General features: G+C 60.7%; 15 protein-coding genes and 1 pseudogene. 9 read left to right on the top strand and 7 right to left on the bottom strand.

All coding sequences use genetic code 11. The annotated features are described in order from the left end of the window. Positions 1-142: 142 nt before the first annotated feature. The 3 genes and pseudogenes from AC13EY_RS01215 to AC13EY_RS01205 all read right to left on the bottom strand — a co-directional run. Positions 143-379, bottom strand: a pseudogene (locus AC13EY_RS01215) (TraX family protein); the annotation flags it as partial. Beyond that, complete coding sequence (locus AC13EY_RS01210) at positions 376-816, bottom strand: YqaA family protein (RefSeq protein ID WP_003089095.1); 441 nt, start codon at positions 814-816, stop codon at positions 376-378. The pseudogene AC13EY_RS01215 and the gene AC13EY_RS01210, both read right to left, overlap by 4 nt. A 20-nt stretch (positions 817-836) precedes the next feature. Beyond that, on the bottom strand, positions 837-1,142 hold the full coding sequence (locus AC13EY_RS01205) for a metal-sensing transcriptional repressor (RefSeq protein WP_003089094.1): 306 nt from the start codon (positions 1,140-1,142) through the stop codon (positions 837-839). 511 nt (positions 1,143-1,653) lie between these two features. On the opposite strand from AC13EY_RS01205, the gene AC13EY_RS01200 reads away from it, so the two are divergent. The 3 genes from AC13EY_RS01200 (at position 1,654) to AC13EY_RS01190 (ending at position 3,268) form a co-directional block, all read left to right on the top strand. Continuing rightward, complete coding sequence (locus AC13EY_RS01200; protein ID WP_003089091.1) at positions 1,654-2,391, top strand: HupE/UreJ family protein; 738 nt, start codon at positions 1,654-1,656, stop codon at positions 2,389-2,391. Between the two features lie 12 nt (positions 2,392-2,403). Continuing rightward, positions 2,404-3,084: a hypothetical protein gene (locus tag AC13EY_RS01195; RefSeq protein WP_003089089.1), complete on the top strand. Its 681-nt coding sequence runs from the start codon at positions 2,404-2,406 to the stop codon at positions 3,082-3,084. A gap of 61 nt (positions 3,085-3,145) precedes the next feature. Then, positions 3,146-3,268, top strand: a complete 123-nt coding sequence (locus tag AC13EY_RS01190) for a hypothetical protein (RefSeq protein WP_016713062.1) — start codon at positions 3,146-3,148, stop codon at positions 3,266-3,268. An 80-nt stretch (positions 3,269-3,348) separates the two neighbouring features. Here AC13EY_RS01190 and AC13EY_RS01185 read toward each other — a convergent pair whose 3' ends face one another. Beyond that, on the bottom strand, positions 3,349-4,653 hold the full coding sequence (locus tag AC13EY_RS01185) for an MFS transporter (RefSeq protein WP_003089087.1): 1,305 nt from the start codon (positions 4,651-4,653) through the stop codon (positions 3,349-3,351). A gap of 158 nt (positions 4,654-4,811) precedes the next feature. On the opposite strand from AC13EY_RS01185, the gene AC13EY_RS01180 reads away from it, so the two are divergent. Both AC13EY_RS01180 and chrA read left to right on the top strand, forming a co-directional pair. After that, a complete protein-coding gene (locus AC13EY_RS01180; protein ID WP_023095846.1) occupies positions 4,812-5,753 on the top strand; it encodes a chromate resistance protein ChrB domain-containing protein in 942 nt (313 codons plus the stop codon). Next, on the top strand, positions 5,746-7,113 hold the full coding sequence (gene chrA / locus AC13EY_RS01175; RefSeq protein WP_003089083.1) for a chromate efflux transporter: 1,368 nt from the start codon (positions 5,746-5,748) through the stop codon (positions 7,111-7,113). Before AC13EY_RS01180 ends, chrA begins: the two co-directional genes overlap by 8 nt. Before the next feature lie 98 nt (positions 7,114-7,211). Here the strand turns inward: chrA and AC13EY_RS01170 are convergent, their stop codons facing one another. The 3 genes from AC13EY_RS01170 to AC13EY_RS01160 form a co-directional block, all read right to left on the bottom strand. Beyond that, positions 7,212-7,418, bottom strand: coding sequence for a hypothetical protein (locus AC13EY_RS01170; protein ID WP_003089081.1), 207 nt, complete (start codon positions 7,416-7,418; stop codon positions 7,212-7,214). A 124-nt stretch (positions 7,419-7,542) separates the two neighbouring features. Then, the gene (locus AC13EY_RS01165; RefSeq protein WP_003089080.1) at positions 7,543-8,937 is read right to left on the bottom strand and encodes a heavy metal sensor histidine kinase; all 1,395 of its coding nucleotides are present in this window, start codon (positions 8,935-8,937) and stop codon (positions 7,543-7,545) included. Then, entirely contained in the window at positions 8,934-9,608 is a 675-nt protein-coding gene (locus AC13EY_RS01160) for a heavy metal response regulator transcription factor (RefSeq protein WP_003288515.1), read from the bottom strand. The genes AC13EY_RS01165 and AC13EY_RS01160 overlap by 4 nt, the downstream gene beginning before the upstream one ends. Before the next feature lie 445 nt (positions 9,609-10,053). On the opposite strand from AC13EY_RS01160, the gene AC13EY_RS01155 reads away from it, so the two are divergent. The 4 genes from AC13EY_RS01155 to AC13EY_RS01140 are packed head-to-tail and all read left to right on the top strand — an operon-like array spanning position 10,054 to position 15,704. Continuing rightward, positions 10,054-11,091 carry an efflux RND transporter periplasmic adaptor subunit gene (locus AC13EY_RS01155; RefSeq protein ID WP_023103722.1) on the top strand — a complete coding sequence of 346 codons (1,038 nt, stop codon included), beginning with the start codon at positions 10,054-10,056 and terminating at the stop codon, positions 11,089-11,091. Next, positions 11,091-14,174 (top strand): efflux RND transporter permease subunit, encoded by a 3,084-nt coding sequence (locus AC13EY_RS01150; protein ID WP_003089077.1) that lies wholly within the window; start codon positions 11,091-11,093, stop codon positions 14,172-14,174. Before AC13EY_RS01155 ends, AC13EY_RS01150 begins: the two co-directional genes overlap by 1 nt. Then, a complete protein-coding gene (locus AC13EY_RS01145) occupies positions 14,167-14,469 on the top strand; it encodes a DUF3240 family protein (RefSeq protein WP_003288512.1) in 303 nt (100 codons plus the stop codon). The genes AC13EY_RS01150 and AC13EY_RS01145 overlap by 8 nt, the downstream gene beginning before the upstream one ends. Next, on the top strand, positions 14,469-15,704 hold the full coding sequence (locus AC13EY_RS01140) for a TolC family protein (RefSeq protein ID WP_003089075.1): 1,236 nt from the start codon (positions 14,469-14,471) through the stop codon (positions 15,702-15,704). Before AC13EY_RS01145 ends, AC13EY_RS01140 begins: the two co-directional genes overlap by 1 nt. Positions 15,705-15,987 lie beyond the last annotated feature (283 nt).

Genomic DNA, 15,987 nt, shown 5'->3' with positions numbered 1-15,987 from the left:
AAAATGGCTGCTGCGAGGTGCTCGCGGCGGCCAAAAACGGAGAACTGAGCGGGTTACCTGGTCGATTTTGATCGACGGCCCGCTTTCAAAAGCAGCAAGGGCTGAAGTCGACCGGAAATACAGGGTTACTTCAGACCTTCCTTAGGTAGCGGCCATTGCTGCGAGTGAACAACGCGCCAACTTCCGTTCGACAGACATTCACGGCGATCGCCAGGCAAAACAGCGGGAACGAGAGGCGTCCCAGAATGAACAGGTTATCCAGTGATGGCCATGCCAGACGCATGTGGTCGAGCACCATCGTGAGCAGGGCGATCCACTTGATGAGGTCCTGTCCGTTGTGTCGTTCAACCCGCGAAGGTGGTGATTCGTACGCGCTCAACTCAGGTTCTCCAGGATGAGAATCGCAAGGACCAGATACCGTCCGCCCTTGGCGAGCGTGACGATCAGGACGAACCGCCAGAGCGGCTCTTTCATCACGCCGGCGATCACGGTTAGCGGGTCTCCAATGATGGGTACCCAACTGAGCAGCAGCGACCAGTACCCGTAACGTTCATAGGAGGCTTTGGCTTTTTCGAAGGCCGCTTGCTTTACCGGAAACCAGCGCTTTTCGCGATAAGCCTCGATACCTCGTCCCAGCAGCCAGTTCACAACCGATCCGAGTACGTTGCCTGTGGTGGCCACCACCAGCAGGATGGCTGTGGAAAAACGCTCGGATATCAGCAGTCCGCCCAGCACTGCCTCCGATTGCATGGGCAGCAGGGTTGCCGCGCCGAATGCAGCCAGAAACAGGCCGAGGTAACCGCCGTACTCAAACATTCAACAACCGAGCACCGTGCCTACAGGTATTTGGTGATTTGCTTGAATTCGTCCAGTGCCGAACGGTCGCCCTTGCTCAGGGCTGTCACCGAGTCTTCCAGGCAATGGTCGATGTGGTCCTGGATCAGTGTCCGCTTCGCCTGGCACACGGCCTTTTCAACAGCATGGAGCTGCTGGGCGATGTCCACGCATTCACGTCCTTCATCGATCATGGTGATGATGCTGCGCAGGTGGCCGTCCGCTCGCTTGAGGCGTTTGATGATGGCGTCGTGAGTCTGGTGGGTATGAGCGTGACCATGCGGTTGGTCGTGAACGTGTTCTGACATGACTTGAGTCTCAGACGGCGATACTTTACGCTCTGCATGCTATCCCCCTGGGGGGGTTGGGTCAAACGCGCTATTTCACACCGTGTTTCAACCGGATAAGCATTGGGATGTCTCGTCGTTTTCTTTCAGCGACCATGATCGTGGCTTTGGCAATGGCCTTTCTGCTGGCCTGGACCGGTCATGCCTATTCACTTTCCGTCCTCTCGCAAATCACGGCAAAGAGCGCCCAGAGCCTGACTCATGATCACTCCCACGACTCGTCCCTGAGTTGTGCGCAGTGCTCTGATCACTACCACTCCCCCCTGACGCCCGATCACCAGCACGAAACGCCTCAGATACCAGCTGCAATCCACTTCTCCAGTCATTTCGAAGCCTCGGTACACCTGGCCATGCTGGGCGATTCCGTGCCTTGGCCCCCCATCTTCCGTATCGAACGCCCACCCCGTCCTGTGCTTGCTTCCTGACCAAGGCCGCTCTGCGGCCAACAATCACTGCAAGAAAGGATTGATCCATGCATTCGCACTCCCTAAAGGGTGGGGGCCTGTTCGCCATGCGTTCACGCCACCTGTTGTATCTGCTGTTCCTGCTCGTCGCCTCGCTGTTCATCGGCATGCCAGAAGCTCTGGCCCATGCCGTGGCCGAGGGTGACAAGGGCTTCATCCAGGAAAGCACCGGGGTCATGCTGATCCCCTTCATCTACATGGGCGCCAAGCACATGGTCACGGGATACGACCATCTGCTGTTCCTGTTCGGCGTCATCTTCTTCCTCTACCGGCTGAAGGATGTCGGCCTGTACGTCACGCTGTTTGCGGTCGGCCATTCGGTGACGCTGCTGATCGGCGTGCTGACGGAAGTCAGCATCAGCTCGTACGTCATCGACGCAATCATCGGTTTCTCGGTGGTGTACAAGGCCCTGGATAACCTGGGCGCCTTCCAGCGCTGGTTCGGCTATCAGCCGAACACCAAGGCCGCCACGCTGATTTTCGGCCTGCTGCACGGCTTCGGCCTGGCAACCAAGATCCAGGAATACGAGATCTCTCCCGATGGGCTGATCCCCAACCTGATCGCCTTCAACGTAGGGGTGGAGATCGGTCAGCTGATGGCGTTGAGCGCCATTCTGATCCTGATGGGCTTCTGGAGGCAGACCCCAAGCTTCTGGCGTCATGCCTATACCGCCAACGTCGCAATGATGAGTGCTGGTTTCCTGTTGATGGGTTACCAGATCTCCGGCCTGTTTCTGACCGCTTAAGGACTCCTGATCATGTTCAATTCTCCACTCCCATCGGCAAGCGAATTGCCGAGCAGCCGCCAACTCGTTCGTTCCACCGTCATTGCCCTGGCTGTCGCCATGGGCCTGCTGGTCACCGTGGTGATGCCTTCGGAATACGCGGTCGACCCGACCGGCCTGGGCCGCGCCATGGGCCTGACGCAAATGGGCGAGATCAAGATCACCCTCGCTGCCGAGGCTTTGGCTGACGAGGCTGCGTCGAAAGCGGCAGCTGCTCCGGCCCCAGCTCCTGTCGTTGCTGCTGCACCGGCACCTGCACCGGTAGCGCCACCCGTACAGCAAGTGGCAGCAGCCCCTCAGCCCGCGGCTCCCGTATCCAGCAAACCTGCTGCCAACGCCAAGTCCGATCAGGTCACCGTAACCCTGACGCCAGGCGAAGGTCGGGAGATCAAGCTGGAAATGCTCAAGGGCAGCACTGTGAGCTATGAATGGACCGCATCCGGCCCGGTCAACCACGACACCCACGGTGAGATCTACAACGCCGCCCAAGGCGATTTCCACAGCTACAGCAAAGGGCGTCAGGTGAAAGGCGACAAGGGCGACCTGACCGCGCTGTTCGATGGCACCCATGGCTGGTTCTGGCGTAACCGCACCAACGCCGATGTCACCATCGTGCTGAACACGACTGGCGACTACCTGAACGTGAAGAAGTAATCCCGCCGGGGCGAACCTGTTGTTCGCCCCGACTTTTTGATCTCAATTGGAATAGCTGAAGATGACTACCAAAATCCTCAAATCGCTCGTTGTGCTGAGCTTCCTCGGCCTGTTGGCTGCCTGCGGTGGTACTGATACCGAATCGAAGTCTGGCGATGCGGGTCACGGCCACTCGCACGAGTGATGCAAACAGGGCCGCTAAAGCGGCCCTGTTTCTTTCTGGATTACGCGAAGATCATCGATAGAACCCGTGCAACGCGGGCTTTATGGCTTTGGCCATTTCCGGTGATCGTCATCGATGACGAACGAGTGCGCATGCGCATTGCCGTTGGCCACGTGCGGGTGGTCTTCCGGCAGGTCATCGTGATTGTGCGCTACCACGTCTTCCTCATACTCCGGGCGCCAGATCCGCTTGCTCACCAGCCAGGCTACGGCGGCAACCAGACTCAGTCCGATGAACGAAGCCGTCAGGCTGACGCTTGCCCCCAACCATCCCGCGAGCGGGTAGGTGATCAGCCAGCAGGCGTGTGAAAGGGCGAACTGGGCGGCGAACAGCGCAGGTCGATCCTGGGCTGAGGACGAGCGCCGCAGAATGCGTCCGGACGGTGTCTGTGCCAGGGAGTAGCCGGCACCCAACACCAGCCACAACAGGATCAGCGCCGGGTAACTGGAGACGAAGGTACCCAGGATCAAACCGGCTACCAGCACGGCACCGCCGGCCAGCATCGCCTTGCGATCGTCCAGTCGTTCCAGCAGCTTGGGCAGCATCAGGGCGACCACCATCGAGCCACCGCCGAAGGCCATCAAGGCCATGGCGGTAGAGCTCTGGGGCAGCGCGAACTTGGATTGCACCAGTACCACGGTGTTGACGATGACCATGGCGCTGGCGGCTGCGATCGTCAGGTTCAGTGCAAGAAGGCCACGCAGCCGCGGGGTGCGCAGGAAAATCCGCATGCCCTTGGTGGTGCGTTCATAGATGCTGCGTTTGGGTCCTCGTGCCGCCAGGGGCAGCACCACGGTACCGACCATCGCGGCGGACACCAGGAAGCCCACCACCGTGCCCGCGAACAGGCTGTGGAAGCTGACCACCGTAAGCAACAGCGCGGCCAGCATCGGACTGATCACGCTTTCCAGGTCATAGGCCAGGCGCGAAAGGGAAAGCGCCCGGGTGTACTCGCGCTCATCCGGCAGGATGTCAGGGATGGTGGCCTGGAAGGTTGGCGTAAACGCCGCAGAGGCCGACTGCAGCACGAAAATCAGCACGTACACCTGCCAGATCTCGGTGACGAAGGGCAGCATCAGCGCGACCGCTGCCCTGACCAGATCGAGGGTGACCAGCATCGCCTTGCGCGGCAGATGCTCGGCGAACGCGGCGGCAACCGGTGCAACGCCGATGTAAGCCGCCATCTTGATGGCGAGCGCGGTACCCAATACAGCTCCCGCCTGGGCGCCGGCCAGGTCGAATGCCAGAAGCCCGAGGGCAACCGTCGCCAGACCAGTGCCCACCAGGGCGATCACCTGGGCCAGAAAGAGGTGTCGATAAGTACGATTTTTTAGAACGGATAGCATGCGCTACCTCCGGGTAGTGCGGGTGATTCATGTTTCTAGCGTATCCCCCCTGGGGGGATACGGTCAACGTGAGTGAATCGAACCCTCATCCCGGCAGTGCATTTTCCTGAGAACAGAGCTAAAGTAGAGATTCATGCATTTTATGTTTGATTCTCTACATGAAAAATTGGCTTCTTCTTGTGTTGGCACTCCCCACGGCCAACGCGACCGAACGTATGCGTGCCTGGCGGGCGTTGAAGGCTTGCGGCGCTGCCGTGCTGCGCGACGGTGTGTACCTGTTGCCTGAGCAGGACGCGGGCCGCGAGGCGTTCGAGTCCGTGGAGCGCGATGTGACGGTCAGCGGCGGCACTGCGTTTCTGCTGGCATTCCCGGACGAAGAAACTCGCTTCGCCGGCCTGTTCGACCGGAGTGAGGAGTACAGCAAGCTGCGCGACGAAGTCGCCGCGTGCAGGGAGGGACTGCTTCCCGAGAACGCCCTGCAGGTCGCTCGCCAGGTCAGAAAACTGCGCAAGAGCTTCGCCCAGTTGGCCCTGATCGACTTCTTCCCCGGCGTTGCGAAGCAGCAGACGGAGACCGCGCTGGAAGCGCTGGAGACGGCAATCAGCCGTGCCCTCTCACCTGATGAACCGCACATTCAGGATCATCCCGTCACGCTGCTGGACCACAGTCATTACCAGGGGCGTCGCTGGGCAACCCGTCGACGTCCCTGGGTCGACCGGCTGGCCTGTGCCTGGCTCATCCAGCGCTTCATCGACAGCGGCGCGGAAATCCTCTGGCTGGAATCCCCGAGCGACTGCCCCGCCGATGCACTGGGCTTTGACTTCGATGGCGCCGCGTTCAGCCATGTCGGGCACCGCGTCACCTTCGAAACCCTGATCGACAGCTTCGTGCTGCAGGCTCCAGGCCTTTCACGCATCGCCGCGCTGGTTCACTACCTCGATGTCGGTGGCAGCCAGCCTGCGGAAGCGTCCGGCATCGAGCGTGTCCTGGCGGGCCTGCGCGAGAGCATTACCGATGACAACCAACTGATGGCAGCGGCAAACGGCATCTTCGACGGGCTGCTGGCGGCCTTTGCCAACGAGGAAAACGGTCATGGCTGAAACGACGACGCTGGCCACGGGCGAAGCCCCCCTCAAGCCAGCGACCCCGGTGGGCTTGTTCGAAGCGTTGCTGTTCTGGCTGAAGATCGGCTTCATCAGCTTTGGCGGGCCGGCAGGACAGATCTCCATCCTCCACCAGGAGTTGGTGGAGCGTCGCCGCTGGATCAGCGAGAAGCGCTTTCTGCATGCCCTGAACTACTGCATGTTGCTGCCCGGGCCCGAGGCCCAGCAGCTCGCGACCTACATCGGTTGGTTGATGCACCGGACCTGGGGCGGGGTGATTGCTGGCGGGCTGTTCGTGCTGCCGTCGCTGTTCATCCTGATCGGGCTGTCGTGGGTCTATATCGAGTTCGGCAACGTTCCGGTGGTTGCCGGGATCTTCTATGGCATCAAGCCGGCGGTCACCGCGATCGTCGTTCATGCGGCGCACCGCATCGGTTCCCGGGCATTGAAGAATGGCTGGCTATGGGCGATCGCCGCAGCATCCTTCGTCGCCATTTTTGCCCTGAACGTCCCGTTCCCGCTGATCGTTCTGGCCGCTGCCGTGCTGGGCTACATCGGCGGAAAAGTGCTGCCGGACAAGTTCGTGACCGCTGGCAAGCATGGCTCCGGGAAGGCCAGTTACGGGCCTGCGCTGATCGATGACGATACACCGCCACCCGCGCATGCCCGTTTCCGCTGGAGCTATCTGCTCAAGCTGATCCTGATCGGTGCGGCGCTATGGATGCTCCCCATGGGGTTGCTGACCGTCATCTTCGGCTGGCAAGGCACTCTGACCCAGATGGGGTGGTTCTTCACCAAGGCTGCGTTGCTCACCTTCGGCGGTGCCTACGCGGTGTTGCCCTATGTCTACCAAGGTGCGGTCGGTCACTACGGCTGGCTGTCGCCCACGCAGATGATCGACGGCCTGGCCCTGGGGGAAACAACGCCGGGGCCGTTGATCATGGTGGTGACTTTCGTCGGCTTCATTGGCAGCTACATCCACCCGATGTTCGGCACCGACCATCCGTTCCTGGCGGGCGCGGTGGCGGCTGTGCTGGTCACCTGGTTCACCTTCCTGCCCTCGTTCCTGTTCATCCTTGCCGGCGGTCCGCTGGTGGAGTCGACGCACAACGAACTGAAGTTCACAGCGCCGCTGACCGGGATCACCGCCGCCGTGGTAGGTGTGATCCTGAATCTGGCGTTGTTCTTCGGTTACCACGTGCTCTGGCCCAACGGCTTTGGGGGAGGATTCGAGTGGGCCTCCGCACTTATCGCCGCGGCCGCCGCTATTGCCCTGTTCTACTTCAAGCGCGGTGTGATCCAGGTGCTGGTGATGAGTGCACTGGCGGGGCTGGCGGTCCAGCTGTCGATGCGTTGAGGAGGATGCCGCTTGAGGGTGATCCGGGGCAGGCGGTCAAGCGCCTGCCTCAAGATCGAGGGGGAAGGAGGAAGTAGAGAAACAGCACATCCATGAGCCTAGGATGGGCTTTTAGCGTTTTCCTTTTCTTTGGTCTCTGCCGGTTTGGCTTTGTCTGCGGTGTCTTTTTCACCCCAGAGGCGTTTCTGGTCCTCGCGGAATTTCTTGTTGAATTCGATCGAGCGGTCGTAGCCATCTTCGGCAAATACCGGTGTCGTCACACCAACAGCCAGTACACCGATGAGAAGCGCTTGGGTCAGTCGCATTTTCAGAAACTCCAGGGGTTTGGATCTCAATGGATCGTGAGATTTTCGATACCCCTGAAGCTTAAAGAAGCGTCTCTGACGACAACGTGAGGCGCGAATTACAATGTTGAAAGACGCCTTGGGCTCAGAGACGGTTCACCGGAAAACTCAGGTGGAACCAGGTAAAGCCCGAGCCCGTTATTTCTACCTTCGCCACGCCTTGGTGCAGGCTCATGATCGATCGCACGATGGCAAGCCCGAGGCCTGTGCCTCCCTCGCTGCGCGCACGCCCTTTGTCGACCCGATAGAAGCGTTCGAACAGATGAGGCAGGTGCTCTTCCGGAATACCTTGGCCTGGATTGCCTACGCTGAGCCTGATGTGCTCCTGCTCACGGTGAACCTTCACCACTACAGCCTGCCCTTGTGGGCAGTAGCGAATGGCGTTGGAGAGCAAATTGGACACTGCCCGTTGAATCATCAGGCGATTGCCTTGGATCACATCGACACTGCCTGACACATCGAGCCGAACGCCGCTCTCTTCGGCACTCAGGCTGAACAAGTCACTGACCCTCTGCACCTCGTCGACCAGTGCCACCGTCTCGAATTGCACCAAGGCTGCAGGCTGGCTGACATGTGCCAGGAAAAGCATGTCGGCCACCATGCTTTTCATGCGATCCAGCTCCTCGGCGCAGGATTCCAGCACCTCACGGTACTCCTCCGAGCTGCGTGGTCGTGACAGGGCCACCTGTGCTTTGCCCATCAGGTTAGTGAGCGGAGCACGCAACTCGTGGGACAGGTCGTCCGAGAACTGCGATAGCTGCTGCACGCCACCGTCCAGGCGGTGCAGCATAAAGTTGATGCCGTCCGCGAGCTCCAGCAGTTCGATCGGCAAGCGGTCGGTAGGCAGCCGATGCTGCATGTTGTCGGTGGAGATCTTCGACGCGACTTTCAGAAAGCGCGTAAGCGGCAGCAAGCCCCGGCGTACCGTCCACCAGGCCACGACCATGATCAGCGCCAGGATGAAGGGTGACGCCATCAGGGCCCAGCTCAGCATCGCCCGGAGCAATTCGGCATCGGAGGATTCATCCACGGTCATGTACACACCGACCTGGGTACCGTCAGCCAGACGCATGAGCTGGGAAACGCTGAGCATGGGCATGCCCAGTTCGTTGTTCCACTCGTAGAACTCCACTTGATCGTTGGCAGGAAAGCTGGTGAGTTCGGTGGTTATCTTTTTCGAGCCGATGGTCAGCAGGGGGATTCGGCTGTTTGCCGTATCGAAAATGCTGACGAACAGGTTGTTGTGGCCCATCGCAAGGTCGACCAACTGGTGGGAGTCTGCGGTGACCTCGGACAGATCCGCGACGGTCGATAGGTTATGGGCCATGCCACCCATCTTGGTGATCAGGCTGCTTTGCGCCGTGCGCTCCAGCGCCTGGCCGAGCATCAGGTAGCCCACGATAGAGAGCAGCACCAGCAGTATCACGCTCATCAAGCCGACTTTGAGTCCCAACCTGGCGGCCAGGCTGAAGCGCTTCATGAACGCTCCTCGATCACATAGCCCACACCGCGCAGGGTGTGGATAAGTTTGTTCTCGAACGGATCGTCGATCTTGGCGCGCAGGCGCCGGATCGCCACGTCGATCACGTTGGTATCGCAGTCGAAGTTCATGTCCCAGACCAGGGAAATGATCTGCGAGCGGGTCAGGGCTTCCCCTGGGTGGCTCATGAGCAGGCGCAACAGGGCGAATTCCTTGGTAGTCAGCTCGACGCGCAGGTCACCCCGGAACGCGCGGTGGCGACCCGGATCCAGCTCAAGGTCTGCGACCCGCAAGGTCGGGTGGTCCACCACCTTGTCGCCACGCCGCTGCAGCGAGCGGATGCGGGCAAGCAGTTCCGGAAACTCGAACGGCTTCACTAGATAGTCGTCGGCGCCGCCGTCCAGGCCCTTCAGCTTGTCGTGCAGGCGGCCACGACCGGTCAGCATGATGATGCGAACCCGACTGGTCTTGCGGATCGTGTCGAGCACGTCCCAGCCGTCCACCTTGGGCAGGTTCACATCCAGGATGACCAGGCCGTAGGTGTTGTGCTGGAACAGGTGCAGCGCATCGACACCATTACTTGCCCGGTCAACGATATAGCCACTTTCGGTAAGCCCTTGCTGAAGATATTCGGCAGTTTTGGCTTCGTCTTCCACTACTAGAACACGCATTATTTGTTTATCTCAAATTAAAAAAGTATTCGGGTGTCAAATAAAAAAATATTCATTTATTTCTTGAAGTGTCATTGCCTCATGCACCGAACCAGCATGGTGATCATCGATGAATCAATCTTAAAACGAAAATCAGGAGGGAGGTGGAATCCTTCAAATTTGTAATTCAGCGGTAACGTTCCTGATAGTCACCCCCCTCTAGAATCGAACCTGTAGAGGAGTCTACGACAATCTCCTTCCATGCAAAGGGTGCAGCAGACGAGTGGGTTACTCATGTGTGTCCTGCGACCGCGCTCGCCTTGCGATTTAAAAATCCTCAAAGACAGGTCTAAAGCATGCCCATGTCATGGCGCTTCACGGGGAACTTTCGATGAATAACGAACATTATCTGCGCAGTGTAAAGGGGCTCTCTTTCGCCATCGCTTTTATTATTTCAGGGCCTGCCATGAGTGCTGAGAAGTTCTCTGTCGCCAATGAACAGATTCAAGCGCTGGGTATCAAGACGTCTGCTGTGCAAAGCATGAAACAGACGGTCAGCACGCGATATCCCGGCCAGGTTGTCGTGCCTCCGAAAGCGGAGCAGATCGTCAGTTCCCCACTTGAAGGTGTGGTGGTGCAACTGCTGGTGGGCGAGTACCAGGCCGTTCGCAAAGGCGAGCCGGTCGTGCGCCTGTCCAGTCCGGCGATGAGCCAGCTCCAGCTCCAGCTGTTGCAGGCATCTGCCCGCGCCACGCTGGCCCGGCAGGCCTACACCCGGGAACAGAAGCTGTTCGATGAGGGCATCATTCCGCAGCGTCGGGCGCAGGAAGCCCAGGCAACGCTGAAGGAAGCGGAAGCGACTCTGGTGCAGACCAAGGCCGAACTGGCCCTGGCGGGAATGACCCCGGCCATGATCGAGCAGGTCATCCGCTCCGGGATTCCTTCCGACAGGATCACCCTCAGCGCCGTTCAGGACGGCATTGTCAGCAACATCTCGGTCCGGCCCGGCCAGCGGGTCGACGGTGCCACGTCGCTGCTGAACATCACCCAGGTCGATGCGCTGTGGCTGGACGTGCAGATTCCGGCCGCGGCCAGTATTGGCATTCAGCCGGGCGCGGGCGTAACGGTGGTCGACAAGGGCATTAATGGGCGTGTCATCAACCTGAGCCCGACCCTCTCGGCTACCAGCCAGTTCGTGGTGCTGCGCGCCGAAATCGAAAATGCCAACGGCGCCCTGCGTCCCGGCGAGCTCGTCACCGTGGAGATCCCGGTTCAGGCCGCTGGCAAATCCTGGGACATCCCTCTGTCTGCCGTCGCTCGCAACAAGACCGACTCCGTGGTGTTCGTCCGCACGCCCGACGGTTTTGAAGCCCGCCCGGTCAAGGTCGAAGCCAGCGCGGGGCAACTGGTCCGTGTCCAGGGCAACATCAGCGAACAGGACCAGGTTGCCGTCGCCGGCGTGATTGCGCTGAAAGGCGCCTGGCTTGAAGAGGACGGTGAGTGATGCTGAGCCGTCTTATCCAATTCTCTTTGTCCCAGCGCCTGTTCATGGTGCTGGCGACGCTGTTGCTGACCGGCGCGGGCTGGTATGCCTACCGTGGGCTGCCCATCGATGCCTTCCCTGATGTGGCCAGCACCCAGGTCAAGGTGATCATGAAGGCACCGGGGATGACCCCGGAAGAAGTTGAAAGCCGGATTGCCGTGCCGATCGAAGTGGAAATGCTCGGTATTCCCAAGACCAAGATCCTGCGCTCGGTCACCAAGTACGGCCTGGTCGATGTCACCATCGATTTTCAGGATGGCACTGACATCTACTGGGCGCGGCAACAGGTTTCCGAGCGTCTCGGCAACCTGAGCGACAGCCTGCCGGACGGCATCAGTGGCGGCATGGCGCCGATCACCACACCGCTGGGCGAGATGTTTATGTTCACGGTGGACGGTACAACCTTGTCTCTGGTCGAACGTCGCAGCCTGCTCGACTGGGTGATCCGGCCGGCGCTGCGTACCGTACCTGGCGTGGCGGATGTGAACTCCCTCGGTGGCCAGGTCAGGACCTTCGAGGTACTGCCAGATCCCATCCGCATGGCTGCCAGCGGCGTGAGCCTTGAGCAGCTGACCAACGCGGTCAACACCAACAACCGTAACGACGGTGCCGGCCGACTGGGTGAAGGTGACGAAGTCCTGCTGGTACGCAGCGAGGGCAGCATCCGCACCCTGGATGACCTGCGGGCCGTTGTGGTCAATTCCAACAGCTCCAGCCCGGTGCGGGTTGGCGACCTGGCCGAGGTTCGCCTTGGCACCCTGACCCGCTACGGCGTGGTGACCCAGGATGGCAAGGGCGAGGCTGTGCAAGGCCTGGTGCTCGGCCTGGCTGGCGCCAACGCCCGCCAAGTGGTCGCCGGTGTGCAACTGAAGCTCAAGGAACTGGAGGCCACACTACCGAAAGGCATCACCATCACCAGCTTCTACGATCGCTCGTCGCTGGTCGATAAAGCGGTAGGGGCTGTGTCCAAGGCGCTGATCGAGGCCACCGTGTTGGTCATCGTGTTGCTGGCCCTGTTCCTCGGCAACGTTCGCGCAGCGCTGACGGTTGCCCTGGTACTTCCGCTGGCGGCGTTGATCACCTTCATCCTGATGCGCTTCGTCGGCATGTCCGCCAACCTGATGAGTCTGGGAGGGCTGGCCATTGCCATCGGCATGTTGGTGGATGCCGCGGTGGTGGTGGTCGAGAACATCGTCCAGCGTCTGGCCACCGATCCTTCCGGTGGCAAGCTGCCGCGTCTGCACATCATCTACCGGGCGGTGCGCGAGGTCGCGGTACCGGTGACGTCCGGCATCCTGATCATCATCACGGTGTTCCTGCCGCTGCTCACCCTGCAGGACCTCGAAGGCAAGTTCTTCGTCCCGGTGGCGCTGACCATCGTCTTCGCTCTGGCGGGATCGTTGCTGCTGTCGCTGACCGTGATCCCCGTGCTGTCCTCCTACCTGCTGCGCGAGGTCAAGCACGAAGACCCCTGGCTTGCCCGCAAGCTGCTGGGCATCTATGGCCCGGTGCTGGAGTGGGGGCTTGGCCGGCAGAAACTGATCGCGATCATCGCTGGCGCCATGTTGGTCGTCGCTGGCCTGGTCTACACCCAGGTGGGCAAGACCTTCATGCCGACCATGGATGAAGGCGACCTGATCGTGGGTATCGAGAAACTGCCATCGGTCAGCCTCGAACAGACGGCCGAGCTGGACAAGAAGATCCAGACCGCGCTGATGGCAGCGGTCCCGGAGATCCGGGGCATCGTGGCGCGGGCCGGTTCCGACGAGATCGGTCTTGATCCCATGGGCCTGAACCAGACCGATACCTACCTGCTGCTCAAGCCCATGAGCGAATGGCGGATGGACACCAAGGAAGAGCTGATGGACGAGGTCCGCAAGGTGCTCGATCCAATGCCGGGTATCGGCTACAGCTTTACCCAGCCCATCGAGATGCGCGTCTCCGAGATGATCATCGGTGTGCGCGGCGACCTCGCCGTGAAGATCTATGGCCCTGACCTGGGCACCCTGAGCCAACTGGGCGGCAAGATCGAGTCGCTGCTCAAGACTGTGCAGGGCAACCAGGACGTCTACACCGTGCAGAACGACGGTGTGCAGTATCTGCGCGTGGAGATCGACCGGCTGCAGGCTGGCCGTTTCGGCCTGAGCGTCGAGGCCATCCAGGATGCACTGCGCGTGCAGATCGAAGGCCAGCAGGCCGGCCTGGTGATCGAAGGCAACCAGCGCACGCCGATCCTCATTCGCTCGGACGAGTCGGTGCGCACGTCGCCGGCGGACTTCAACGCGGTGCGGATCACCACGCCGGATGGCCAGACCATTCCGCTGAGCAGCGTGGCGAGACTGGAGCGTGCCGATGGCCCGGTGAAGATCGACCGGGAAATGGGCAGCCGCTACAGCGTGGTGATCGCCAACGTCAGCGGTCGTGACCTGGTCGGCTTCGTCGAGGAGGCCAAGGCGCTGGTGGCTCAGCAGGTGGAACTGCCCAACGGCTATCGCATCAGCTGGGGCGGCCAGTTCGAGAACCAGCAGCGTGCGGCTGCCCGGCTGTCCATCGTCGTTCCCGTGGCGCTTGGTCTGATCTTCGTCCTGCTGTTCTCGACCTTCGGCTCCGTGCGCCAGGCGTTGCTTATCCTCAGCAACATCCCCTTCGCCCTGGTGGGCGGCATCGTCGCGCTGTGGGTCACTGGCGAGTACCTCTCGGTGCCAGCGTCGGTGGGGTTCATCGCTTTGTTGGGTATCGCGGTGCTCAACGGCATCGTGCTGGTCAGTTACTTCAACCAGTTGCATGGCGAAGGCCTGCCACTGCGGGAAGTGGTGCTCCAGGGTGCCCGTCGCCGGTTACGCCCGGTACTGATGACCGCCTCGATCACCGCCTTCGGTCTGGTCCCACTGTTGTTCGCTACCGGGCCCGGCTCCGAGATCCAGCGGCCGTTGGCCATCGTGGTGATCGGCGGTTTGATCACCGTCACCGCGCTCACCCTCATGTTGCTCCCGATTCTCTATCTGCGATTCGCCCACGCGAAAAAGGAGGCCAAAGATGCCTGATACCTGGTTGACGCTGCTCTGCACCCCAAGCTTGGAGGAGAAGCTCATCGACCACCTCCTGGTCGTGACGGGGAACCAGATCTTCACCAGCACACCGGTTGCGGCGCACGGGCTGTCCACCGCGGCACTCAATCCGATGGAGCGTGTCATGGGGCGGGCCAAGGCTGTGCAGATCCAACTCGTGGTGGAACGGCAGCAACTCACGGAGGTGCTGCAATCCCTCAAGGAGGAGTTTCCAAATACCGGGCTGCGCTATTGGACGGTCCAGGTCAGTAACTTTGGGGAGTTCGTGTGATGAAGCGCCTTGTTCCCCTGGCTCTGCTGATCAGTGTGTGTGGCACGGCCGTGGCGCAACCTGCCGCTCCGGCAAACATTCTGCCCAAGCCGCTGGTGGTGTCGCTGCTCAACGCCGATCCCCGCGTGGCCTCGGCACGCTCCAGCATGGATGCCGCCATGCTGGAGGCTGGCATCATCCGGCGTTCGCCTTATGAATGGACGGCCACGGCAATCGGCCAGCAACGGCGTACCGACGCTGGCCCCAACTACAACGAATGGAACGTGGGTATCGAGCGCACGGTGCGCCTGCCTGGCAAGGCCAGTGCCGACCAGGACATCAGTTCGGCAACGCTGCGATTGGCAGATGCCACCTATGGCGAAGTCCGTCATGAAGCCGCGCGGGAACTGATGACCCTGTGGCTGGATTGGCTGGTGTCGGAGCACGCGCTCACCATCGCCAATAAAGGCCTGGCCTCAGCCAAGGAAAGCCTGGCGGCGGCGGAAAAACGCAACCGTGCGGGTGACGCCTCTAAGCTGGATGTAAGCCTGGTCAAGGCGGAAGTGGCCGAGCAACTGCGACAAGGCAACGAAGCCAAGATAAAAGCCGCTGCGAGCTGGGCAACACTGTCGCGGCGCTTCCCTGGCATCGAGCGCAAAGTGGTTGATCTGCCCATTCCTTCGGCCGAACTCGGTCAGTACGACACCTGGCGCGAGCGGATCCTGGCCGAAAGCGATGTGCTGCGTCGGGTCGAAGCCTCTCTGCTGAGAAATCAGGGGCAATCGGCCCGGGCGAAGGCTGACAGGGTGCCGGATCCTACGTTGGGGGTATTCACCGCCTCCGAGCAGGGCAACCGTGAGCGCATCTACGGTGTCAGCTTCAGCATGCCGATCCCCAGCGGGTCGCGCAGTGCTCGCTACAGCCAGGCGCTGGCCCAGGAGAATGCGGCTCGCGAGGATGTCGACCTGGCCAAACGCGAGCTGGAAGCCGGGATTGCCCGTGACGTCGAACTGGCTTCAGGTGCTTACGAGAGCTACCTGATCGCGAAGGATGGCGCCGCTGCCATGACCCAGAACGAAGCACAGATGCAGCGTGCCTACGAACTGGGCGAGGTGGATCTGCAGTCGTTGTTGCTGGCTCGCCGGCAAGCCGTCGCATCGTCTACCAGCGCCCTGCAGGCCCACGCGGATACGCTGCGCACCCATCTGTCGCTGTTGATCGATGCCCACTGGATATGGGGGTTGGACGAAAGCTGAGTTGTTGCGTTGCCCGGCATAGGCCGGGCAACCTTTCAGAATCGTAATGAGTTACTCATGCTCCGGTTAGTTTTCGGCAGCAATGATAGGAAACGGCCAGTGACCACAGCTGAATAATAAACGGCCGTCCTATCTCAATAAGGGAAGGTCTGAAGTAACCCTGTATTTCCGGTCGACTTCAGCCCTTGCTGCTTTTGAAAGCGGGCCGTCGATCAAAATCGACCAGGTAACCCGCTCAGTTCTCCGTTTTTGGCCGCCGCGAGCACCTCGCAGCAGCCATTTT

The organism is Halopseudomonas sp. L-58, from assembly GCF_056859475.1.
Note: the sequence above shows the minus strand (reverse complement) of the source record. Positions and strands in the feature narration are given on the sequence as shown.